The sequence below is a fragment of the Bacillus sp. FJAT-27231 genome (genome assembly GCF_001183975.1).
GTDB classification, from domain to species: domain Bacteria; phylum Bacillota; class Bacilli; order Bacillales; family Domibacillaceae; genus Pseudobacillus; species Pseudobacillus wudalianchiensis.
In genome coordinates, this window is record NZ_LFZU01000001.1 from 3,076,629 (window position 1) to 3,099,824 (window position 23,196).

21 protein-coding genes are annotated in these 23,196 nt (G+C 42.7%); 6 read left to right on the top strand and 15 right to left on the bottom strand.

Annotated elements, in window-relative coordinates:
- Positions 1–16 precede the first annotated feature (16 nt).
- Together citZ and AC623_RS14765 are read right to left on the bottom strand one after the other, a co-directional pair.
- Positions 17–1,135, bottom strand: coding sequence for a citrate synthase (gene citZ, locus AC623_RS14760; RefSeq protein WP_049663715.1), 1,119 nt, complete (start codon positions 1,133–1,135; stop codon positions 17–19).
- 294 nt (positions 1,136–1,429) lie between these two features.
- Positions 1,430–1,885 carry a DUF441 domain-containing protein gene (locus AC623_RS14765; RefSeq protein ID WP_049663717.1) on the bottom strand — a complete coding sequence of 152 codons (456 nt, stop codon included), beginning with the start codon at positions 1,883–1,885 and terminating at the stop codon, positions 1,430–1,432.
- A 107-nt stretch (positions 1,886–1,992) separates the two neighbouring features.
- Between AC623_RS14765 and ytvI the strand changes: the two genes are divergently transcribed.
- On the top strand, positions 1,993–3,123 hold the full coding sequence (ytvI, locus tag AC623_RS14770) for a sporulation integral membrane protein YtvI (protein ID WP_049663720.1): 1,131 nt from the start codon (positions 1,993–1,995) through the stop codon (positions 3,121–3,123).
- A 29-nt stretch (positions 3,124–3,152) separates the two neighbouring features.
- Here ytvI and AC623_RS14775 read toward each other — a convergent pair whose 3' ends face one another.
- The 8 genes from AC623_RS14775 to dnaE form a co-directional block, all read right to left on the bottom strand.
- Complete coding sequence (locus AC623_RS14775) at positions 3,153–3,539, bottom strand: FxsA family protein (protein ID WP_049663725.1); 387 nt, start codon at positions 3,537–3,539, stop codon at positions 3,153–3,155.
- Positions 3,540–3,704: 165 nt separating this feature from the next.
- A complete protein-coding gene (gene pyk, locus AC623_RS14780) occupies positions 3,705–5,465 on the bottom strand; it encodes a pyruvate kinase (protein ID WP_049663726.1) in 1,761 nt (586 codons plus the stop codon).
- A 28-nt stretch (positions 5,466–5,493) separates the two neighbouring features.
- Positions 5,494–6,453, bottom strand: coding sequence for a 6-phosphofructokinase (gene pfkA / locus AC623_RS14785; protein WP_049663728.1), 960 nt, complete (start codon positions 6,451–6,453; stop codon positions 5,494–5,496).
- 213 nt (positions 6,454–6,666) lie between these two features.
- Positions 6,667–7,617: an acetyl-CoA carboxylase carboxyl transferase subunit alpha gene (accA, locus tag AC623_RS14790; protein ID WP_049663730.1), complete on the bottom strand. Its 951-nt coding sequence runs from the start codon at positions 7,615–7,617 to the stop codon at positions 6,667–6,669.
- Entirely contained in the window at positions 7,614–8,486 is an 873-nt protein-coding gene (gene accD, locus AC623_RS14795; RefSeq protein ID WP_049663733.1) for an acetyl-CoA carboxylase, carboxyltransferase subunit beta, read from the bottom strand. Before accD ends, accA begins: the two co-directional genes overlap by 4 nt.
- A 76-nt stretch (positions 8,487–8,562) precedes the next feature.
- Complete coding sequence (locus tag AC623_RS14800; RefSeq protein ID WP_082174438.1) at positions 8,563–9,171, bottom strand: FadR/GntR family transcriptional regulator; 609 nt, start codon at positions 9,169–9,171, stop codon at positions 8,563–8,565.
- Between the two features lie 4 nt (positions 9,172–9,175).
- Positions 9,176–10,414, bottom strand: a complete 1,239-nt coding sequence (locus tag AC623_RS14805) for an NAD(P)-dependent malic enzyme (RefSeq protein ID WP_049663735.1) — start codon at positions 10,412–10,414, stop codon at positions 9,176–9,178.
- Positions 10,415–10,521: 107 nt separating this feature from the next.
- Positions 10,522–13,872, bottom strand: coding sequence for a DNA polymerase III subunit alpha (gene dnaE / locus AC623_RS14810; RefSeq protein WP_231603518.1), 3,351 nt, complete (start codon positions 13,870–13,872; stop codon positions 10,522–10,524).
- A 146-nt stretch (positions 13,873–14,018) separates the two neighbouring features.
- Here dnaE and AC623_RS14815 point away from each other — a divergent pair, with 146 nt between their 5' ends.
- Together AC623_RS14815 and ytrI are read left to right on the top strand one after the other, a co-directional pair.
- Entirely contained in the window at positions 14,019–14,354 is a 336-nt protein-coding gene (locus tag AC623_RS14815) for a YtrH family sporulation protein (RefSeq protein ID WP_049663739.1), read from the top strand.
- Complete coding sequence (ytrI, locus tag AC623_RS14820) at positions 14,351–14,860, top strand: sporulation membrane protein YtrI (RefSeq protein WP_049663741.1); 510 nt, start codon at positions 14,351–14,353, stop codon at positions 14,858–14,860. Before AC623_RS14815 ends, ytrI begins: the two co-directional genes overlap by 4 nt.
- Before the next feature lie 64 nt (positions 14,861–14,924).
- On the opposite strand, the gene AC623_RS14825 is transcribed toward ytrI, so the two are convergent.
- Complete coding sequence (locus AC623_RS14825; RefSeq protein ID WP_049663742.1) at positions 14,925–15,866, bottom strand: DHH family phosphoesterase; 942 nt, start codon at positions 15,864–15,866, stop codon at positions 14,925–14,927.
- A 96-nt stretch (positions 15,867–15,962) separates the two neighbouring features.
- On the opposite strand from AC623_RS14825, the gene AC623_RS14830 reads away from it, so the two are divergent.
- On the top strand, positions 15,963–16,268 hold the full coding sequence (locus tag AC623_RS14830) for a YtpI family protein (RefSeq protein WP_049663745.1): 306 nt from the start codon (positions 15,963–15,965) through the stop codon (positions 16,266–16,268).
- 177 nt (positions 16,269–16,445) lie between these two features.
- On the opposite strand, the gene AC623_RS14835 is transcribed toward AC623_RS14830, so the two are convergent.
- Positions 16,446–17,759 (bottom strand): DRTGG domain-containing protein, encoded by a 1,314-nt coding sequence (locus AC623_RS14835; protein ID WP_049663747.1) that lies wholly within the window; start codon positions 17,757–17,759, stop codon positions 16,446–16,448.
- Positions 17,760–17,873: 114 nt separating this feature from the next.
- A complete protein-coding gene (locus AC623_RS14840; RefSeq protein WP_049663749.1) occupies positions 17,874–18,554 on the bottom strand; it encodes a metal-dependent hydrolase in 681 nt (226 codons plus the stop codon).
- A gap of 144 nt (positions 18,555–18,698) precedes the next feature.
- Here AC623_RS14840 and AC623_RS14845 point away from each other — a divergent pair, with 144 nt between their 5' ends.
- Positions 18,699–19,793, top strand: coding sequence for a M24 family metallopeptidase (locus AC623_RS14845; protein ID WP_049663751.1), 1,095 nt, complete (start codon positions 18,699–18,701; stop codon positions 19,791–19,793).
- Positions 19,794–19,874: 81 nt separating this feature from the next.
- Entirely contained in the window at positions 19,875–20,324 is a 450-nt protein-coding gene (locus AC623_RS14850) for a universal stress protein (RefSeq protein WP_049663753.1), read from the top strand.
- A 167-nt stretch (positions 20,325–20,491) separates the two neighbouring features.
- On the opposite strand, the gene argH is transcribed toward AC623_RS14850, so the two are convergent.
- Both argH and AC623_RS14860 read right to left on the bottom strand, forming a co-directional pair.
- A complete protein-coding gene (argH, locus tag AC623_RS14855; protein ID WP_049663755.1) occupies positions 20,492–21,886 on the bottom strand; it encodes an argininosuccinate lyase in 1,395 nt (464 codons plus the stop codon).
- Positions 21,883–23,097 (bottom strand): argininosuccinate synthase, encoded by a 1,215-nt coding sequence (locus tag AC623_RS14860; RefSeq protein ID WP_197091018.1) that lies wholly within the window; start codon positions 23,095–23,097, stop codon positions 21,883–21,885. The genes argH and AC623_RS14860 overlap by 4 nt, the downstream gene beginning before the upstream one ends.
- Between the last annotated feature and the right edge of the window lie 99 nt (positions 23,098–23,196).

Sequence of the window (23,196 nt, forward strand, 5' to 3'; positions counted from 1 at the left end):
AATATGAGTATGAGAGTTACTTGCGCTCACCAATTGGTACATACTCTTGCATACCAGGACCTGTGTACTCAGCACGTGGACGAATTAAACGATTGTTCGAGTATTGCTCCAAAATATGCGCGAGCCAGCCAGATACACGGCTTACCGCAAAGATCGGCGTAAACAAATCGTGCTCTATACCTAGGCTGTGATAAACAGATGCTGAATAGAAGTCTACGTTTGGCGGAAGCTTCTTCTGAGATGTCACGATCTCCTCAATCTGAGTGGACATATCGTACCATTGCGGCTCTCCCGTTAATTCAGTCAATCTTCTTGACATTTCTTTCAAATGCTTTGCACGAGGGTCGCCTTGACGATATACGCGGTGACCGAAGCCCATGATTTTTTCTTTATTGTTTAACTTGCTTAAAATATACGGTTCTACATTATCAACGGAGCCGATTTCAGACAGCATCTTCATTACTTGCTCATTGGCACCGCCATGAAGTGGTCCCTTTAAAGCAGAGATGGCTGCTGTTACACCTGAATAAACATCAGATAAAGTAGCTACACATACACGGGCTGTAAATGTAGAAGCATTTAATTCGTGGTCTGCATGCAGGACGAGTGCTTTATCAAACGCTTCCACTTCTACCGCTTCTGGCTCTTTTCCGGAAAGCATATAAAGGAAGTTCGCTGCTAAACCTAAATCCTTGCGTGGCGCTATTGGCTCTTGGCCTTTACGGATACGTGCAAACGCAGTGACTAGCGCAGGGATTTTTGCCTGCAAACGAACCGCCTTACGGTAATTAGCCTCTTCATTCATGACATCTGCTTCTTCATCATACAAACCGATCAAGGAAACAGCCGTGCGAAGGGCAGCCATTGGATGGACTTTATCAATTGGATACATTTTAAAGTGGTTAAATACTTCTTGAGGAAGATCATAGTTGTCTGACAGTTGCTGCTTTAGCTCATCTAATTCTGTTTGTGTAGGAAGCTTACGGTGCCACAGCAGATAAATCACTTCTTCAAAGCTTGCATTTTCCGCTAAATCATCGATGTTGTATCCTGCGTATGTAAGGGTGTCATCAATAATAGAGCTCACTGAAGATGTTGTTGCTACTACTCCTTCTAATCCACGAGCGGTCGTCATAATCATTCTCTCCTTCGACTGTTAATTTCCCCCATTGTTTTTTGAAACCCCCTCATCTACTGAGTGCCTGCTCAGTAAGGTTTCGTACAAAATACGAACATATAAAATACGAACATACAAAAGATTGCGCTTTCACCTGCTATTATAAACAATAAACTGGGATTTGTGAATGGAAAGTGTCTAAAAACATACAAAATCGTCATGGCCTCTCAATAAAACACGGGGAAAAAACATGCTATATTAATAAATTATTTTCCTTCCTTCAATCATTATACATTGGAATAGATGGAATTTCTAATGAAACCACTCGATAATCTTCATAGCTGTGTAAGCAATGCCCGCACCGATTAACGGACCAACCGCTACACCATTAAAAAGTGCGACCGCTGCAACGGTTCCAAAAACAAGTGCCGTCGTTATATGAGGATCCTCTGCTAGCAGCACCACTCCGCTTTTGCCGAGAAGAGCGACAAACACTCCAGAAACGAGGGCAATCCATGCATAAGGCGACTTCAACGAGTGACCAAGCTCTCTAAAACCAATCTCTCCAGTAGCAATAGGGACAAGTACAGCAATCGTGATAATCGTTACCCCCCAATTAATTCCTTTAGATTGAACAAGAGTAAAAATCTTATTGTCCAAACCAATTATTTTAAGTGCAAGCAGGACTATAATAGCAATAAGCAACGATTGATTTTTAGCCATTACAGCGATGACGAGCAGCATGAATAAAAATAAATAAGCCTGCATATGTTTCCCCCTTCCTTTTCATGCATTTTTTGTCGTTATAATACGAGCCATTTTTCTTTCTCTCCCTTGTCCCTCTTGATACAATGTGAAGCAGAGGAGGTGAGCTTGTGAACCCATCTAGTCGGCAAAGGCTCATGCGTTTACTCATTGTCATTGTTTCTGCTATGTTACTTATTGTCTCGTTATATTATATTACAAAAGTAACATATCCATTTATCATTGGCTTTGCTGTCGCTTTCCTTATACAGCCCTTCATTCGCTTTATGGAAAAGAAGGCCAGATTGCCACGCGCCGCCGCCGCCGTTACAGCGATTATTCTCATTCTAGCTGTTTTCGCAGGCGGAATTACACTTCTTATTGCTGAAATCGTTTCTGGCGCCAACTATTTTGCCTCTGTCGTTCCCCGCCACGTTCACGTTGTGGTCGAACAGATCGAGACAATGTTTGCTTCCCAAGTCATTCCGTTCTATGAACGAGCAGCTGGACTGTTTCATTCGCTTGATACTGGACAGCAAGAGACGATTTCTACAAATATCCGAGAAGCAGGAGAACAGTTCGCCTCAACAGCAGGAGAATTTATCCAAAACTTCTTTTTAAAGCTTCCTAAATTAATTTCCTGGATTCCTAATTTCGCGACTGCCTTAATCTTCTCATTTCTTGCTGCTTTTTTCATCAGCAAGGATTGGGAAAAGCTTCAACATCGTACAGTCAATTATTTACCTATAAAGGCACGAACAAGCTTGAGCAAGGTATTTGCAGCTTTAAAAAGAGCTTTATTTGGATTTTTACGTGCACAGTTAACACTGATTTCGATTACTACCTTTATCGTTCTGGTTGGGTTGCTTGTTTTGCGGGTCAACTACGCTATTACACTCGCTCTAGTAGCTGGACTTGTTGACTTGCTCCCGTATCTAGGGACAGGCACGCTGTTTGTACCATGGATCGCATATGAGTTTATCGCTGGGGATCCCGGGCTTGCGATTGGGCTGACTGTTTTATATGTGATCATTATCGTTCAGCGCCAGATTATGGAGCCAAAAGTACTGTCTTCAAGTATCGGGCTCGATCCGCTGGCAACACTGATTGCCCTCTTTGTCGGCTTTAAGCTTGCCGGATTTTTCGGCTTGATTCTCGGTCCAATTACGCTCGTGATTTTGAATGCCCTTCATAGTGCAGGAGTGTTCACCGATTTACGAGACTATATTATGGGGAAGGAAGTACCCCCTCCGGCAAAATAAAAAAACGTCAGTTTATCGCTGACGTTTTTTTATTTCATTACAATAACATTTCTATTTTGGAAGGTGCGGCGAAACAAACGCAGTAAAAGCGGCTTAAGCCCTTTGCGTGTATAAGGAAACAATAGCAGAAAGCCTGCAATGTCTGAAACAAACCCTGGGGCTAACAATAGCAGTCCACCAAATAAAACGCAGACTCCATCCATAACCGCATCACCGATAAATAGTCCCCTTTGGATATCTTCACGCATCTTTGTAACCGCCTGCATCCCTTGCTTCTTAGCAAAATAAGCTCCTAAAAATCCCGTTGTCAAAATCAGCAGAAACGTCGGTAACACGCCAATCGTTTTTCCAGAAAACATTAACAAACTAATTTCTAGTGCCGGGACAACAATAAAAACAAACAGTAGGTATCTCAACGGATATTCTCCTTTTTAGACAGGTTATGTTCCTCTTCATTGTATCATCCCTCAAGAGAGATCTGCAAAAATAGAGCAGTATTGTTCATTATTCCCGTGGGTTTGCTCACCATTCTGAACACACTAAAAAACCGACCAATAGCGGCTGGTCGGTTTTTTTGTTAGTTAAAGGACATTAGCATGCCCATTATAAATAATGCCTCTTGCTGCATCTACCGTAATTTCTTGGCCGTCTTTTAAAACAGTCATGGCATTTTCGACTCCAACAAGAACGGGTACCCCGAGATTAATGCCAACAACAGCCGCATGGCTCGTTAAACCGCCTTCTTCTGTAATAAGAGCTGCACATTTTTCAATAGCCGGCACCATATCTCTATCGCTGCCAATCGTAACGAGAATATCGCCTTCTTTTACCTTCTCAATCGCTTCTGCTGCACTTCTCGCCACCACTACTTTTCCGTAAGTGGACTTTCGTCCGATTCCCTGACCTTTCATTAAAATATCGCCGACAACATGGATTTTCATCAAGTTTGTCGTGCCTGCTTCGCCTACCGGAACACCAGCTGTAATCACGATTAGATCGCCATGCTTGATAAGACCGGTATTCAAGCTTTGCTGGACGGCAAGTTCAAGCATTTCATCTGTTGTCTTTACTTTCGGTCCGATATTTGGAAATACTCCCCAAACCAATGCCAGGCTGCGCGTTACCCGCTCACTGGACGTAACAGCTACGATTGGCGCTTTGGAGCGGTAGCGTGAAATCATTCGTGCTGTATGGCCGCTCTCCGTTGGTGTAACAATCGCTTGTACATCTAAATTATTAGCTGTATGAGCAACGGCCTGTCCAATGGCATCCGTCATCGTATGTCCGCTTACTTTACTGCGTGTCGATATAATCTCCGAGTAATTCAAAGCTGTTTCCGTACGGTCAGCAATGCTGTGCATCGTTTGTACAGCTTCAAGAGGGTACATACCGGCTGCTGTTTCTCCGGAAAGCATAATCGCATCTGTACCATCGAAAATAGCGTTCGCTACATCACTCGCTTCCGCCCGTGTTGGACGCGGATTGCGCTGCATGGAATCAAGCATTTGAGTTGCTGTGATAACTGGCTTGCCGAGAGTATTACAGCGTTGAATTAACCTTTTTTGCACGAGCGGCACTTCCTCAGCAGGAATTTCTACGCCAAGATCCCCGCGTGCTACCATCAAGCCATCGGACACATCAAGAATACTATCGATATTATCGACTCCCTCTTGATTTTCGATCTTCGGGATAATTTGAATATGGCTTGCCCCATATTGCTCAAGTAATTCATGAATTTCAAGAACATCGGATGCTCGACGGACAAATGAAGCGGCAATAAAGTCAACGTCCTGTTCAATGCCAAACTTAATATCCTCTGCGTCTTTTGCCGTAATCCCTGGGAGCTTGATCGATACGCCAGGTACGTTTACACCTTTTTTATTTTTTAGGGTGCCACTATTAAGTACTTTTGTTTGGATTTCTCCCTCTTGCTTATGAATGCCTGTCACCTCGAGGGCGATTAAGCCATCGTCTAAAAGAATTTTGCCACCTGGCTTTATATCATCTATTAATCCTTCATATGTAACTGAAAACTTTTCAGGCGTGCCGAGTACTTCACTCATAGACACTATTACCTGGCTGCCAGCAGTTAGTTCGATAGCATCATTCTCCATATTATGTGTACGAATTTCAGGTCCTTTTGTATCTAATAGAATCCCAATTGTTTTTCCCGTCTTTTTCGCTGCTTCGCGGATATTTTTAATCCGTTGTGCATGCTCCTCATGGTTTCCATGAGAGAAATTTAAGCGGGCAATATTCATGCCTGCCTCCATTAATTTTTCAAGCATGGACGGGCTTTCACTTGCCGGACCAATTGTACATACAATCTTTGTCTTTCTCATCTCTTGACAGCCTCCTCGTGAAAATCAATTAAATAGATAACTCTTTTGCTAACTGGGAAATATTTAAATCCAACTGATGTGGAAGGGCAAGAGCTTCTACAATGTCATAGTCTACCAACTTATTGTGTTCAATGCCAACTGCGCGTCCACCTTTTCCAGCTAACAAAAGTTCAACAGCTCTTGCTCCAAGTCTGCTTGCAAGCATACGGTCCGCAGCTGTTGGCGAACCTCCTCTTTGCATATGACCTAACACAGATACCCTCGTTTCGATACCGGTCATTCTCTTTACTCTCTCAGCAAATTCATTACCGCTCATGACTCCTTCAGCCACAATAATGATGCTGTGTCTCTTGCCGCGTTCTAATCCTTTTTGCAAACGCACTTTAATAGACTCCATGTCAAGCGGCTCTTCTGGAATTAAGATCGTTTCCGCTCCACCAGCAAGCCCTGCCCACAATGCTAGATCTCCGGCATTTCTTCCCATTACTTCTACGATAAACGTCCGCTCATGAGAACTAGCTGTATCACGGATTTTATCAATTGCATCAATGATTGTATTTAAAGCTGTGTCAAAGCCAATGGTAAATTCTGTGCCCGGAATATCATTATCAATGGTCCCCGGTACACCGACACATGGATAGCCAAGCTCGGTAAGTGCTTTTGCTCCACGGTAAGAACCGTCGCCGCCAATCACAACAAGCCCTTCAATTCCGTTTTTTTTCAACTGCTCTAAACCTTTCCTTTGTCCTTCTGCAGTTTGGAATTCAGGACATCTTGCTGAACGGAGAATCGTTCCGCCCCGATGAATAATATCACCAACAGAACCAACTTCCATCTTATGAATATTACCCGAAATTAACCCTTGGTATCCTTGATAAACTCCATATACCTCTAGATCATGATAGATAGCCTTACGGACAACAGCTCGAACAGCTGCGTTCATTCCTGGTGCATCGCCGCCGCTCGTTAACACTCCGATACGTTTCACATGGCTCCCTCCATCCTGCCTATATCTTAAAAAAAATATACAGCGACCTTTTTTACTGCTTTATTAGTCTCTTCTAAAATAACAGAAAGGTCTGACCTTCACAATGTTTATCAAAATTCCTTATAGATTACCTTAAAGTTATTCCCAAAAAAAGAACGTGCTTATCATCGTATCGCACGTTCTTTTTTCCCGCTGTGTATTTAACTAAAACAACTAGAGCGTATATTCTCCAATTTGTTTGTATTTTATATAACGATTGTCCAATAATTCGGGGATCGATAGCTGAAGCAGTTCCTGCAATGCCGGCTTCAACATTTGATCAATTAAAGCTGCCTGTTGAGCGATATTTCGATGAGCGCCACCGCTTACCTCAGGAATAATGGCGTCAATGACTCCAAGCTCCTTTAAATCACCTGCTGTGATTTTCATCGTCTCTGCCGCACGTTTTGCCTGGGAAGCATCTTTCCAAAGCAGAGCAGCAGCCCCCTCTGGAGAGATAACAGAGTATGTTGAATTCTCTAACATAAATAATTTATCTCCAATGCCTAGAGCAAGAGCGCCTCCGCTTCCACCTTCACCGATTACGATACAAATGACTGGCACTTCCATACCCGCCATTTCAAATAGGTTTCTCGCAATGGCTTCACTCTGGCCACGCTCTTCAGCCGCTTTTCCGGGATAAGCCCCTTTCGTATCAATAAGACAAATAATCGGACGCTTGAACTTTACTGCCTGGTTCATTAAACGAAGAGCTTTACGGTATCCTTCCGGGTGTGGCATACCAAATGTACGCTTGATATTCTCCTTCGTATCACGGCCACGCTGATGTCCGATCACTGTGACTGGCAGTCCATGGTATTTTGCTACTCCGCCAACGATCGCAGCATCATCGCCAAATAATCTGTCACCGTGAAGTTCCATAAAATCAGTAAATAAATGCTGAATATAATCAAGCGTTGTTGGACGTTCTGGATGTCGAGCCATTTGGACGCGATCCCATGGCGTCATGCTTTCATAAATGTCTTTTTCAAGCTTTTTCAAGCGCTGCTCCAGCTTTTCAATTTCTTCTGTTAAATCTACATCTGAAGTAGAAGTAAACTCTTTTAACTCAGCAATCTTTCCTTTTAGTTCCATTACTGGTTTCTCGAATTCTAAACCAATCATGCCAATTCACCACCCGGTTCATGTATATCGAGCAAAAAGGCGATCTTCTCTTTCATATCATGACGGTGAATGACCGCATCAAGCTGGCCATGCTTTAATAAAAATTCAGCCGTCTGGAAGTCTTCTGGAAGCTTCTCACGGATCGTCTGTTCAATAATCCGTCTGCCTGCGAATCCGATAAGTGCCCCAGGCTCTGCAAAGTTATAGTCTCCTAGCGACGCAAAGCTAGCAGATACGCCTCCAGTTGTTGGATGTGTCATAATAGAAATAATGAGTCCGCCATTTTCACTAAAACGTTTTAAGGCCACGCTTGTTTTAGCCATCTGCATTAATGAAAGAACACCTTCTTGCATTCTAGCTCCGCCTGAAGCCGTGAAAATAATGAACGGTACATTTCGTCGGCCTGCCTCTTCAATCGCTCTTGTAATCTTTTCACCAACAACGGATCCCATGCTTCCCATACGGAAATTAGCATCCATAATGGCCACGACTACTTCATGGCCTTCGACTTGGCCCACACCAGTTAAAATCGCTTCATTCATTCCTGTTTTTTGTCGATCTGCCTCTACCTTTTCCAGGTATCCCGGAAAGTTCAGCGGATTAGTTGAAGAAAGCGCAGCATCTAACTCTTGAAACGTTCCTTCATCGATAAAAGAATCACGGCGTTCAAGGGACGTCATGCCATGGTGATGACCACACTGCAAGCAAACATTTAAGTTTTTCTTTAGTTCTTTCGTGTACATAATCTTTTTACATTTTGGGCATTTTTGCATTATGCCTTCAGGTACGTCTTGCTTGCTGGCTTCTGTAGGTATCGTCGCATACTTTTTCTTTTTCGGTTTTTGTTTGTTAAATAAGTCTTTAATCAAGTTGCATCCTCTCCCTATAAAAAGCTTGAACATAGTTATGTGACTTTATGAGGCGGACGACAAAAAATAGAACAGCTTAAAGCTGCTTATAAGTATCAAAAATATCTTTTATATTTCTTGTCTTTATTATATAAATTAAGTGGACAAAGGCCTCTTTATTCATTAGCAGCCTATCCTCTTTATGAATCGCATCTGCATAATCGGACACGATTAGCCAGATTTTCTTTAAAAGTGAATTGCCATTTATACTCATTAAAAAAGTGAAGAAATCATGTTCTGTAAAGGACGCATCTTTTATTTTTTCAGTAAGCTCGGACATGTGCTTCTCAAGATCCGGCAACATGACCAAAGAAGACAAACAGCCCATTTCAATGATTTCTTTCGTTAAGCAGACGTCTTTTTTCGTCTGTTGCCTTTGTAAAATGAATGTGCTGAGCAGCTGAACGAGCTGATGGTCATTAAAGTCGCGAAGGAATGTTCCCTCTCCCCTTCTTGTCTCAATTAATCCAAGCAGTTCGAGAGCCCGCAGCGCTTCTCTAATAGAAGACCGCGAAGCAGACAGACGTTCAGACAGCTCCCGCTCTGATGGCATCTTATCTCCCGGAACCAATCCGTCTGCTGCGATCATGTCACGAATCTTTTCAACGACTTGCGCGAATTTTGATTGCGGTCGTTGATTTTCCATTGCTTTATTCACCTTTTCCGATTAAAGCCAATTGCATCGTACGTTGACGAATTTCCTCTGGATCTGCTTTTAAGCGGGCAACACCCGTTTCCATTGCTGCTTTTGCCACTGCTGCCGCTACAGCCGGCGCTACACGCGGATCAAATGGTCCAGGAATCACGTAATCAGCGTTTAGCTCTTTTTCATCAATCAAACCAGCGATGGCCGCTACAGCCGCATGCTTCATTTGTTCATTAATATGTGTTGCACGCACATCAAGCGCGCCACGGAAAATCCCTGGGAAAGCCAGCACGTTATTAACCTGATTCGGGAAGTCTGAACGTCCTGTTCCAATTACGCGGGCCCCTGCCATTTTTGCCTCTTCCGGCATTACTTCCGGAATTGGGTTTGCCATAGCAAAAATAATCGGCTCTGGGTTCATCGTTTGGATCATTTCTTTTGTTAAAGCACCGGCAACAGATACACCAATGAAAACATCAGCACCTTTAATAACATCTTCTAGTGAGCCCTCTTGGCGGTTGATGTTAGTAAACTTAGCTACTTCCTCTTTAACAGGGTTCATCCCTTCCTGGCGGCCCTCATAAATAGCTCCGCGTGAGTCACACATGACGATATCACGAACACCATAGCTCGCTAAAAGCTTAATAATGGCAATACCGGCTGCACCGGCACCGTTAGCCACAATTTTAATGTCTTTGAACTTTCTGCCCGTTAATTTAAGCGCATTGAGAAGGCCCGCCGCTGTTACAATAGCTGTTCCGTGTTGATCATCATGGAACACAGGAATGTTTGTTTCTTTCTTTAGACGTTCTTCGATTTCAAAACAATGAGGAGCAGCAATATCTTCTAAGTTGACACCGCCAAATGTTGGCTCCATTAATTTTACAGTTTCAATAATCTTTTCTGGATCTTCTGTATCTAAGCAAATTGGAAAAGCGTCTACACCGGCAAAGCTCTTAAATAGGACCGCTTTTCCTTCCATAACTGGCATTGCTGCCTCTGCACCAATGTTTCCTAAGCCAAGAACAGCCGTACCATTAGAAACAACTGCTACAGTATTTCCTTTAATTGTATAATCAAAGACGGTTTCAGGCTTTCCATAAATTTCCTTACATGGCTCTGCGACGCCTGGCGAGTAAGCAAGACTTAAATCTCTAGCGTTTCTCACTTTTGTTTTAATGCCAGTAGACAACTTCCCTTTATTTGTTTTATGCATATGCAATGCTTCTTCTCTAAGTGACATTCTTTTTTCTCTCCCTATTTCAGCAAGTCTAACCGCCTTCAGTGGTCAGACCACGTTTTCGTCTATTACACACAATAAACTATCGAAGATAAGTTGTAAAGTAATAATTATTTCAATACGACATTCTCTCTGCCGAGGATCATCGTCAATTCTTCTACTAATTGTTCTGTTGGCTTAACCGAATTTTTTTCATGAAGTTTAACGGTCTGCCGGTTCTTTTCATAGTGGAGCACGACAGGTGTTGCTCCTTTAAAGCGGTTGATTAATCGGTGAACGTCTTCGAGAATCAAATGCTCGTCCGGTGCTTCTGGTATTTTTATGTACAAGGTTTTGGCTCTTTCAGCTTGCCGCTCTTGCACTTCTTCTATGCTATGCACCGCTTTAATAATCAGCTGTTTCCCTCTGCTTCTTTCCTCTACGTTTCCTGTTAAATAAAGAATAGCGCCTTTTTCAAGAAGAGAGGAGCAGTTCCTATAGGAAGGCGGAAACAGAACACCTTCTATTTCACCGCTGCTGTCCGAACAGTGAAGAAAAGCCATGTTTTCCCCTTTTTTTGTACGAATGACTTTTACCTCATTTATGAAAGCACCGATGGAAACATGCCGGCTGCCCGGAGACAAATCCGTAGATGGGACAGCTCCTGACTGCCTAAAAAGCTGTTCGTATGGCTCTGTTGGGTGAGCTGACAAATAAAAACCAAGCACTTCTCTCTCATGCTGAAGTTTAGCTTCCATACTCATCGGTTCTGCTTGTGCATATTTCGGTTTTGGAAAAAAATCATCTTCTATAAATAAATCATCTTCCGCACTATATGTTGGCCGAATAAGCTGCGCATGTTCAATCGCAATATCAAGCGTGGTCAAAAGAACAGCCCGGTCTTCATTAAACTCATCAAATGCTCCTGCAAATAAGAGAGCCTCCAAAGCTTTGCGATTCACGATGTTAAGAGGCACACGGAGACAAAAATCAAACAAATCAACGAAAGGGCCTTTTTCCCGTGCCTCTATAATTGCCTTTAGCATCCCCGCTCCAATACCTTTGATGGCGGCGAGACTAAAGCGGATCTTGTTCTCTTCAGCTTTAAATGGATAATAACTATTATTGATGGAGGGGGGCAGCAAAGAAATTCCCATTCCTTTTGCTTCAGACACATATTGTTTTATTTTATCCTCATTGCCGATTGCAGAACTTAGTAGCGAAGCCATGAAAATAGTTGGATAATGAGCTTTAATGTACGCCATTCCATAGGCAATAAAACTGTAGGCGACTGCGTGGCTGCGGTTAAATCCATAATTGGCAAATTGAACAATTAGATGATAGATATCTTCTGCGACTTCTTTGCTATAACCGTTTTTCATTGCTCCTTCTACAAAATGGCGTCTTTCGCTGTTGAGCACGTCCTTTTTCTTCTTACTGACAGCCCGTCTTAAAAGATCTGCTTCTCCCAGCGAAAATCCTGCAAGTCTAGAAGCAATCTGCATAATTTGCTCTTGATAGATCAGCACACCATATGTAGGCTCTAAAATAGCTTGTAAATCTGGATGTGGGTAGTGAACCGGCTGATGCCCGTGCTTTCTCTCTATATAGAGAGGAATGCTTTCCATCGGACCCGGCCGGTAAAGTGCATTCACTGCTACAATATCCTCAAAATGATTTGGCTGCAGCTTCTTGAGCACGTTACGCATTCCCTCTGACTCTAGCTGAAAAATCCCGGTCGTTTTTCCTTCTCCAAGCAACTGAAACGTTTCTTTATTCTGTAAAGGTATATTCTGCAAAGTTAGTCTTTTTCCTTCAATATAATAAATTGAATCAAGCATTCTTTCAAGAACGGACAAATTGCGCAGACCAAGCAAATCAATTTTCAATAAGCCAAGCTCTTCAAGTGCGTCCATCGGAAATTGGGTCAGAAGTACTCCATCATGCCCTTCCTGGATGGGAACTAATTCAGTCAAAGGCTGATCAGTGATAACCATCCCCGCCGCATGGGTAGACGTATGACGCGGCAGCCCTTCAAGCGTCAAAGCGGTTTGATAAACCTTCTCATGTTCATTCGTTTCGTTCACCCACTCCCGGAAGCGGACAGAATCTGTGTAGTGCTGTTGAAGCGTAAGTCCAGGACGCGAAGGAATCATCTTAGACAACTGCTCAAGCTCTTTAGATGTAAAGCCGAATACTCTCGCCACGTCTCGTATGACTGCTTTTGCAGACAGCGTACCAAACGTAATAATTTGCGCGGCGTGAAGCGATCCATATTTATTAACAACGTAGCGAATGACCTCATCCCGCCGATGATCAGGAAAATCAAGATCAATGTCAGGCATCGTCACACGCTCAGGATTAAGAAACCGTTCAAACAGCAGGCCATATTCAAGCGGGTCAACGGTTGTAATACCGAGAACATAGGCAACGAGGGAGCCGGCGGCTGATCCCCTTCCCGGCCCTGTCAAAATAACCCTCTCTTTTGCAAATTTCATAAAGTCCCAAACAATAAGAAAATAGTCACAGAACTCCATTTTTTCGATCGTTTCCAGCTCGTATTCAAGACGATCAACGTACGCTTTCTCTGTGGAAGCCCCCACTTTTTCCAAACCTTTATAGCAAAGTTCCCGTAAATAGTCGGAAGCTGATTGATGATCTGGCAACGGATATTTAGGAAGCAGGCGGCGGCCGAATGAGATATCTACTTCACAGACCTGCGCAATTTTTTCGGTTTGTTCCAGTGCATCTGGTAAATCAGCAAATAAGTTCGCCATTTCTTCTTTCGACGATAAGTAAGCTTGATTATTGTCATCTATCTGCTTATCTGCTAATTTCACGCCATCCTTAATCGCTTCCAAACATTGAACGGCAAATGCATCTTCTTTATTTAAATAAGTGACCCGGTTAGAAACGAGCAATGGAATAGAAAGAGAGATACTTAGCTGCTTCATTTCCTCAATGATCGTTTCCTCGTTCTTTCTCTTGTGGCGCGCAATAGATAAGAAAAAGTGCTCTGGTTCAAATTGTTCTTTCAATAGCTGAGCAGCTTTCTTTGCCTGGACAGGATCCTTTAGAAGTAATTGTTCTACTTCCCCTTCTGCTCCCGGTGTAAAAGCAAATAACCCGGCAGAATAGCCTTTCAGCCATTTCAACGGAATTCCTTCTTTCGCTCTTGATTGAATAGCACTCGAAATTTTAAGCAAATGATGATAGCCTGTATTGTTTTTAGCCAATAAGACAAGTGGATAAGAACGGTCTTCCCCCATTACACTTTCAATATCAGCAATCAAACCAATAATCGGTTTGATCCCAACTCGTTTGCATGCTTTATAAAAAGGAATAACTCCATACATCACATTGCGATCCGTAATGGCAAGCGCACCGTAGCCCATCTCTTTCGCCTTTACAGTCAACTTGTCGATGGCTATGGCACTGGACAATAGGCTGTAGCCTGTCTGAACTTGCAGATGTGTAAACATCTTTCTCATCCTTCCTTGACACTTTTCGTCCCTAATGTCTTTCTCCATTATAAGACGGCCGCTGTAAAAAAGAAAATACGTTCTGGTTTCATAGGAACCTATCTTTTTACATATATAGTAGAAAGACAAGCTAATATGGAGGGTATATGGCGCAGACTTTTTTTGATGAACTGTTTAAATGTTATTTCATCGCATTTGGTGTTCTGCTTGGCGGCTCTTTGATCGGAGGGGTGGCGTCATTTGCCACCGGGAGACCGCTTCTTACCGGCATTTCACAAATTAGTGAGGGCTTGCGGATTTGGGCTATTATAGCAGCTATTGGAGGAACGTTTGATACAGTCTATAGTTTTGAGCGAGGTTTTCTAAATGGAGAAACGAAAGACTTATTTAAGCAGTTTCTGCTCATTTTGTCAGCAATGGGCGGAACGGCTACTGGAACAGCTATTATCGTATGGCTAACCGGGGAGCATATTTCACCATGAGAGTCCCCTCTTTGTACAGGCAAAAGAAATTACAGGTTTTGCTCGCCGGGGCAGCGATTGGTTTTTGCCTTAGCTGGCTGCTCTTTCTTTATCTGTTTGGTGCTATGCAGGAGAGGCAGGCTGCCTTATTAGAAAAACATAAAAAAACAATTGATGAATTAAAAGTACAACTAGACATCTGGCAGGAGGAATACAAAGAGCTAAATAAAAAAAACCTGCACAAGCTGACTGTGCAGGAAATCGAGATTGATATTATCAATTATAAAAAATATGGTATTGATGACGCTCAAAGTATTTTTTCAGCGAAAGAACAGATCAAGAAAGATCTATCTGTCTTATATGCTAAAGACCTGGAAACGGTTTATTCTCATAAAGAACTAATCAGGCAAACGATCGAAAATAAAACGTTAAAAATTAATAAACGCAGCTATTCCCTCCATGTAAAAGAATGGTACTTTTACACAACCGTTCATATCCAGCTGGAACTAGACCTAGAAGGCGGTTAACTCCTGTAAACGTGAAGAGTCGTGAAATTAGAAGAAAGCAAGCGCTGGTCAACAACTTAGATTCTTATCCATCTTCCCGGCAGAGTGCTTCTAGGTCAGCCGCTACGTTTTCTGCCTCTTCCCATGAGTAGACAGAAGCACCAGCAGCGAGCGGGTGTCCGCCTCCTTTATATTTTTTGGCGATTTGATTGATTACAAGCTTTTTCGAGCGCAAGCGGACACGAATTTGATCGGCCTCTTCGATAAAAAAGACCCACGCTTTAATTCCCTTTACATTGCCAAGTGAGCTGACGAGCAAAGATGCTTCCGAAGGGACTACATGGAATTCATCAAGAAGCTCTTTTTTTAGGGTAACAGAGGCCGCCCCGCTCGGTGACAAACTGAATGTTTGTAAGATGTAGCCTTGCAGCTTTAATACTTTCTCATCTGTTTCATACATTCGATTAAATAGCTCATTACGATCAAAGTTAAACTGAAGCAACTCTCCGGCAAATTCCATTGTACGCCGCGTAGTACTAGGATAAAGAAAGCGGCCCGTGTCACCAACAATACCTGCAAATAGCAGTCGAGCTGCCTCATCATTCAAACGCAATCCCTCATCTTGGCCGCTTTTATATAAATCATAAATCATTTCACTGACAGAGCTGGCAGATGTATCGACCCATAAAAGATCACCGTACGGATCCTCATTCGGATGGTGGTCAATTTTAATCAACTCTTTTCCAAGCCTGTAGCGCTGGTCACAAATTCTCTCCTGATTCGCTGTATCGCAGACAATCACAAGTGCCCCCTTGTATTCCTTATCTGAGATCACATCGAGTTTACGCAAATAAGCGAGTGTTGGTTCTTCCTTCCCGACCGTGTAGACTTTTTTATCAGGGAAAGAAGCGCGCAGCATCTCCCCTAAGCCGCCTTGCGAGCCATAAGCATCCGGATCAGGACGTACATGGCGATGAATAATGATCGTATTATACTCTTTTACTTTTTGAATAATTTTATTTTTCATTCCTGTCTCCTTTATGACATTCAGTTTTTTTCACTAGAATTTCTTCCCCATTCTCGTTACAATGAAGATATTTGAACAAATAATGGAGGAAAACCAATGCCCGTTTTAGCTTTTATTATTGTTTTATCGTTTGCTTTTTATATTTTCTACAAAGTTCAGTATGTTCGAAGCAGACGGCCGATGGAGAAAAAATGGCTATCCGCTAAATCTAGTATGGCCCTTGGCCTGTTTGTTGGTTTCTTTGGCCTAAATACATTATTTATCCAGCAGACGACAGTATCCTATATCGTAGCTGCTTTCTTTTTACTAATTGGCTTTTCTAGTCTGTGGGCAGGGTTCAAGGCCTACCGCCACTTCCTGCCTTATGCTCAAAGAGAAGCAGAAGAATTAAAAAATCAATAACTTACTGCGAAGGGGATGTCTGAACACAAAGAGGTGGAGACATCCTTCTTCTTGTTTTAATGAGCCCCACTGTTCTATCCCCGTATCTTCTATTGTATATCATTGTATTTATGAGGCTAAACACAAATTGCGCCCAAGCGTTTACTCTTAGATTCACAAGAAAGACGCAGCACACCTTTATTGCCTATCCAGTATTTGACACATCATGAGGGCTTTTCCGACGAGCATGCCTCCGTTGTAAACCTCAACGTCTACCTTTCCGAATTTTCGGCCGACTTCAAGCAAGTTTGGGCGAATCTCCAGCAAACTTTCCATTTGTACTGGCTTTGAAAAATAAATAGTAATGTTTTCTACCACAATATCGCCTTTTTTCTTGGCACGCAGGGAGCGTCTTGCAGCCTCTGTCACAATCGTAGTAAATACGCCATATGAAATGGCACCGAGCTGATTAGTCATTTGCGGTGTGACTTCGAATGTATAAATTTCTTCCGCTCGATCGCCCAACAAATCAATTTGATTGGTAATGGTGTCATCAAGGGTTTCTCCCATTTGCGGCTGTCTTTGAGCCATCTGAAGTGTTTTCAATACATCCTGCCGGCTAACAATTCCTTGGATCCGGTTTTGATCATCGACCACCGGCAAAAGTTCAATGCCTTCCCAAATCATCATATGCGCGGCAGCGGCTACACTTGTATTCATGGTGACGGTAATTGGCTGTTTGGTCATAACTTTTTCAATAGGCGTTTCTTTCTCAGCTCCCATGATGTCTTTTGCGGTGACGATCCCTTGCACTTTTAACTGGCGATCCAGCACAGGAAAACGGCTGTGAAGGGTTGTTTGATTTTTTTCCATCCAATGACTGACTTTATCGCCGATTGTCAACGAAACAGTCTGGTCAAAAGGAGTAAAAATGTCGCCTACTAACACAATCTCTTTTTTAATGAGTTGGTCATAGATGGCCCGGTTGATCATAGTAGCTACGGTAAATGTGTCATACGTTGTCGTAATGACCGGCAGTTCTAATTCGTCCGCAAGTTTCGTTACATGATCGTCCGCTTGAAATCCGCCAGTAATTAATACCCCTGCTCCGGCTTGTAAGGCCAGCTCATGTGCTTTCGTCCGGTTACCAACAATTAATAAGTTATCCGGTCCGGTATACCTCATCATCGCTTCAAGCTTCATCGCACCGATCACAAAACGGTTTAGCGTTTTATGAAGACCGGCCCGTCCTCCAAGCACCTGGCCATCAATAATATTCACGACTTCTGCAAAGGTCAGCTTTTCGATATTCTCTTTCTTTTTCTGTTCTATCCGAATGGTCCCGACACGCTCAATGGCTGAAACAAACCCTTTCGTTTCTGCATCTTTTATCGCTCGATAAGCCGTTCCTTCACTGACCGAGAGCGCTTTCGCAATTTGCCGAACAGAAATTTTTTCTCCAATCGGTAATCCCTCTATGTATTGTAAAATTTGTTCATGTTTTGTAATCAACTGTTTCACCTGTCCCTTTTAGACTCGCTAATACAGTTATTATACTTTGAAAAGGATAGGGATTCAATTCAATTAATAAAAGGCTGCAAGGTTCTTCTTGCAGCCTAAAGACTGTTACAATTCAATGGATTGTCCAGGTTCTAACACTGTGCCATTTTTCGCTTCCAGCTTTTCAACAAATGCATGTGGATCCTGTTTGATCGGCGGGAATGTATCGAAATGGATTGGAACTACCTGCTTTGCCTGTAAAAATTTTGCGGCCAACGCTGCATCATCCGGCCCCATTGTAAAATTGTCACCAATCGGAAGAAAAGCCACATCAATTGGATGCAATTCACCAATTAGCTTCATATCAGAGAAAATTCCGGTATCGCCGGCATGATAAATCGTTTTTCCTTCAGCCATTAATAAAACACCCGCTGGCATCCCCATATAAAGGAACGTACCGTCTTCCTGCTGGATTCCTGACCCGTGGAACGCTTGCGTAAATTTCACACGGCCGAACTCAAATTCGCGGCTCCCGCCGATGTGCATAGGATGCGCATTCACGCCTTGATGGCTAAGATAAATAGCCAATTCATTTACAGCAATTACGAGTGCATTGCTCTTTTTAGCAAGCTCTACTGTATCCCCCACATGATCGCCATGTCCATGCGTTAAAATAATGAAGTCCGGCTTCTCGTTTTCCACCTGTAAATCTGTTAAGTCATTGCCTGTGATAAATGGATCAATCAAAATCGTCTTCCCGTTTGTTTCCACCTTTACGATTGAATGTCCATGGTAAGATATTTTCATATGTAAAAACCCCTTTCTAAAAAATAGTTCCACTCCTACTATTCGATGAAACACTAAATTCCCCTTCATGTCTACTTATTTACTTACTCATGATTTATTGATACCCTTTTAGTTGGTAAGTGCATTGTCTAAGGAGGAAACAGCATGAACAAACGACTAGCGAAATTAATGGATTGGATGAAGGAAAAAGAAATTTCCTTTGCCTTTATTACCGCTCCGGAAAACGTCTTTTATTTAACCGGCTTTAGAAGTGACCCTCACGAACGGCTTCTCGGTGTTGCCGTATTCCCTGAGGCTGAGCCTTTTCTCGTCTGTCCAAAACTAGACGCATCTGATGCTAAAAACAGCGGCTGGACATTTGAAATCGTCAGCCATTCGGATATTGAAAATCCATGGGAAATGATTGAGACTCGAGTGAAAAGCCGTGTAAGCAGCGTTAAGCGGCTAGCGGTAGAAAAACAACATTTAAATGTGGAACGCTACGAAGAACTTTCTGGACGCTTCCCTAGTGCCGTGTTTGTGGCAGCTGAAGAAAAAATGCAACAGCTCCGCATGATAAAGGACAAAGAGGAACTCGCCTTCTTAAAGAAAGCAGCAGAATATGCTGATTTTGCTGTAAAAACCGGTGCCGATGCGATTCGCGAAGGCAAATCAGAATTGGAAATTCTTGCGGAAATTGAGTTTGAAATGAAGAAACAAGGCATTGCAGAAATGTCTTTTTCTACAATGGTATTAACCGGTAAAAATGCGGCTTCTCCACACGGAACGCCGGGAAGCACAAGAGTGCAAAAAGGCGATCTCGTCCTATTTGATCTGGGCGTTGTCTATGAGGGATATTGCTCCGATATTACCCGTACTGTCGCCTTTGGAGATATTTCGGACAAACAGCGTGAAATTTATGAAACAGTCTTAAAAGCTGAACAGGCAGCGGTCGCAGCTGTAAAACCAGGAATGATGGCAAAAGAGATCGACCTAACGGCTAGAAACATCATTGCAGAAGCGGGCTATGGAGACTTTTTCCCACACCGCCTCGGACATGGTCTTGGCATCAGTGTCCATGAGTACCCGGGCATTACAGAAACAAATGAACTTGTGTTACAGGAAGGCATGGTTTTTACAATTGAACCTGGAATTTATGTACCAGATGTAGCTGGCGTGCGCATTGAAGATGATGTTTATGTGACAGCAGACGGAGTCGAAATTCTAACATCCTTTCCAAAACAATTAACATTTGTTTAAATTATTTCATAATTTTGGACACGTCTGAGCTGTAACTTCTTCCCTTTTCATGTAAAATAAAAAGAAAAGGGGGAATCAATGATGACTATGAAGTATGAAAGTATTCTTGTAGCAGTTGACGGTTCAAAAGAAGCGGAATGGGCTTTTCGAAAATCAATCGAAATTGCTAAGCGCAATAATGCTGTACTCAACCTTGTACACGTGATTGATACCCGTTCTTTTGCAGCAATTGAAGCGTATGACCGTTCAATTGCTGAGCGAGCAACGACTTATGGCGGTGACTTGCTAAAGGAATACAAAGCAACAGCTGAGACAGCAGGGGTTCCAACCGTTAACACCTATGTTGAATACGGCTCACCGAAAGTTATCATCCCTAAAGATGCTGCCAAACAAGTAAAAGCAGACTTAATTGTATGTGGTGCAACTGGCCTAAATGCCATGGAGCGCTTCCTCATTGGAAGTGTTTCCGAACACATTACCCGTTCTTCTAATTGCGATGTTCTCGTTGTACGGACTGATAAAGGAGAATAAGCATGAAAACAAGCAGCCACTCCGCTCATTCGGAGTGGCTGCTTGTTTTTCCAAGAAGTTCTCTAAATTTTATAGATGGTTCTTTACTTCTGCGGAGTTGTTCATACTCCGTGCAGTTTGTTCATTACTTACGCCGAGTTCACTTTTTTAACTAAAAAAACAGCCCCTTACTTCTTAAGGGGCTGTTCGTCATTGATCAAGCGTTTAGCTGTCTCGATTTGGAGCTGAACCTGGTCGAAACCAGTGCCGCCTAAAGACTTCCTTCTTTTAACGGCCTCATATGGAGACAACACTCGATAAATGTCTTCTTCAATGCTCTCAGACGCTGACTTTAGCTCCTCTAAAGACAGGTCGGCAAGATAGCATTGATGTTGAATGCAGTGAAGCACAAGCTTTCCAACGATTTCATGTGCTTCACGGAATGGAATGCCTTTTGACGCTAAGTAATCAGCGAGCTCCGTGGCATTGGAGAAGTCATTGTGGACAGCTTCCTCTAAGCGGCCCTCATTCACCTTCATTGTCTGAACCATTCCTGTAAAGATTTTCAAGGAACCAATGATCGTATGTACCGTATCAAACATGCCTTCTTTGTCCTCTTGCATATCTTTGTTATAAGCAAGCGGCAAGCCTTTTAATACGGTGAGCAAACTGAACAGGTTACCGTAGACACGCCCTGTTTTTCCGCGGATTAATTCCGCCATATCAGGGTTTTTCTTCTGAGGCATAATACTTGAGCCAGTCGAGAAGGCGTCGTCCATTTCGATGAACTGGAATTCCTGGCTCGACCAAAGAATCATTTCTTCAGCGAGACGGGACAGATGCATCATTAAAATAGAGGAACTGCTCAGGAACTCAAGGATGAAGTCCCGATCACTGACTGCATCCATGCTGTTGGCATATACCCCGGAGAATCCGAGTAGATCTGCTGATAATTCACGATCAATCGGGAAAGTGGTTCCGGCAAGCGCTCCCGCCCCTAAAGGCGAGACATCTATGCGCTTCAATCCCTCTTGAAACCGTTCTTTATCACGTTGCAGCATCCAAAAATACGCCATTAAATGGTGGCCAAATGAAATTGGCTGTGCTCTTTGCAGATGAGTATAGCCAGGCGCAAGTGTTTCCACATGCTGCTCTGCTTTCTCCACAAGAGCTGTTTGAAACTGCTCGATTAATCCAATGATAAGTTTGACTTGCTTCTTCAAGTACAAATGCATATCAGTGGCAACTTGATCGTTACGACTGCGTCCGGTGTGCAGCTTGCCGCCAACCGCGCCGATTTCTTCGATCAAATATTTTTCCAAATTTAAATGGATGTCCTCTTGGGCAACCGAGAATGTTAATTCACCTTTTGAAGCTTTCTGCTGTAAAGCTTCAAGGCCGCCCAAGATTTGGTGCATTTCTTCTTCTGTTAAGATGCCTGTTTTTCCAAGCATCGTCACATGTGCTATGCTGCCTTGCAGGTCTTCAAAAACAAGCTCCTGATCAAAGTGGATAGAGGCGCCGAATTCATCTACCCATTCTTCTGCTGATTTTTGAAAGCGCCCTCCCCAAAGTTTACTCATTGATTAACTTTCTCTTTCTCTTGCTGAACCATAGAGTTCACTTTTGTCGGCAGACCCCATAGTTGGATAAATCCTACTGCTGCTTCATGGTCAAATTGGTCTTCTGTTGTATACGTAGCGAGCTTCTCATCATATAGTGAATACTCAGATTTTCTTCCCTCAACAATCGCATGACCTTTAAACAGTTTCACACGCACTGTACCTGTCACAAACTTTTGTGTTTCTTTTAAGAAGGCTTCAAGCGCTTTTTTCAAAGGAGAGAACCATAAGCCTTCATAAATAAGCTCTGTTAATTTCTTTTCAATGACTGGCTTGAAATGAGCCATTTCTTTTACAAGTGTTAAATCTTCCAGTTCTTTATGCGCCAAAATTAATGTCATAGCACCTGGGCATTCATATACTTCTCTTGATTTAATGCCAACAAGACGGTTTTCTACGTGATCGATTCTGCCAACGCCATGCTTGCCAGCAATTTCATTTAATTCAAGAATTAATTGAGCTAAAGAGTAGCTTTGGCCATTTAATGCAACTGGAACGCCTTGCTCAAATTGAATTTCAATGATTTCTGGAACGTCCGGTGTGTTTTCAAGAGAAGCTGTTAAATCATAAGCATCTTCCGGAGGAGCTGCCCATGGATCTTCTAAAATACCACATTCGTTGCTTCTTCCCCATAAGTTTTGGTCGATAGAGAATGGGCTGTCTAAGTTAATCGGAATAGGAATATTGTTTTGTTTTGCATACTCAATTTCCTCTTCACGTGACCATTTCCAGTCACGTACAGGTGCTAGTACTTCAAGATTTGGATTTAGTGCTTTAATGGATACTTCGAAACGAACCTGATCGTTTCCTTTACCCGTACATCCGTGAGCAACGGCGACCGCATTTTCTTGTTCAGCTACCTCTACTAGCTTCTTTGCAATAAGCGGACGGGATAGCGCGGATACTAGCGGGTATTTACCCTCATATAATGTATGGCCTTGAAGAGCAAGCAATGCATATTCATTTGCATATTCTTCTTTTGCATCGATCATGTAGCTGGCTACAGCTCCAACTTGCAATGCTTTGTTTTTAACAAACTCTAAATCTTTTCCTTCCCCTACATCTAAGCAGCAGGCTACTACGTCATATCCTTTATCTTTTAACCATGGAATGGCAACGGATGTATCTAGACCGCCGGAATAAGCTAAGACTACTTTCTTGTTCATTGTTATTTCCTCCTCTGAGCTGTCATCTATTAGTATAAATATACATTTAATTTTATTTTTATTCTTTTCTCTGAATAAAATATACCATTTTATTTTTCGCTTTTC

Excerpts from the sequence above, each read along its gene's own strand:
- AC623_RS14845 (WP_049663751.1), top strand. The coding sequence starts at position 18,699 with ATGAACAAACGACTAGCGAAATTAATGGATTGGATGAAGGAAAAAGAA.
- AC623_RS14825 (WP_049663742.1), bottom strand. The coding sequence starts at position 15,866 with ATGAAAAATAAAATTATTCAAAAAGTAAAAGAGTATAATACGATCATT.
- AC623_RS14800 (WP_082174438.1), bottom strand. The coding sequence starts at position 9,171 with ATGGAAAATCAACGACCGCAATCAAAATTCGCGCAAGTCGTTGAAAAG.
- AC623_RS14765 (WP_049663717.1), bottom strand. The coding sequence starts at position 1,885 with ATGCAGGCTTATTTATTTTTATTCATGCTGCTCGTCATCGCTGTAATG.
- AC623_RS14805 (WP_049663735.1), bottom strand. The coding sequence starts at position 10,414 with ATGTCACTTAGAGAAGAAGCATTGCATATGCATAAAACAAATAAAGGG.
- AC623_RS14830 (WP_049663745.1), top strand. The coding sequence starts at position 15,963 with ATGCCCGTTTTAGCTTTTATTATTGTTTTATCGTTTGCTTTTTATATT.
- dnaE (WP_231603518.1), bottom strand. The coding sequence starts at position 13,872 with ATGTTTACACATCTGCAAGTTCAGACAGGCTACAGCCTATTGTCCAGT.
- AC623_RS14840 (WP_049663749.1), bottom strand. The coding sequence starts at position 18,554 with ATGAAAATATCTTACCATGGACATTCAATCGTAAAGGTGGAAACAAAC.
- argH (WP_049663755.1), bottom strand. The coding sequence starts at position 21,886 with ATGAGTAAACTTTGGGGAGGGCGCTTTCAAAAATCAGCAGAAGAATGG.
- citZ (WP_049663715.1), bottom strand. The coding sequence starts at position 1,135 with ATGACGACCGCTCGTGGATTAGAAGGAGTAGTAGCAACAACATCTTCA.
- AC623_RS14850 (WP_049663753.1), top strand. The coding sequence starts at position 19,875 with ATGACTATGAAGTATGAAAGTATTCTTGTAGCAGTTGACGGTTCAAAA.
- AC623_RS14815 (WP_049663739.1), top strand. The coding sequence starts at position 14,019 with ATGGCGCAGACTTTTTTTGATGAACTGTTTAAATGTTATTTCATCGCA.
- ytrI (WP_049663741.1), top strand. The coding sequence starts at position 14,351 with ATGAGAGTCCCCTCTTTGTACAGGCAAAAGAAATTACAGGTTTTGCTC.
- accA (WP_049663730.1), bottom strand. The coding sequence starts at position 7,617 with ATGATTGGTTTAGAATTCGAGAAACCAGTAATGGAACTAAAAGGAAAG.
- pyk (WP_049663726.1), bottom strand. The coding sequence starts at position 5,465 with ATGAGAAAGACAAAGATTGTATGTACAATTGGTCCGGCAAGTGAAAGC.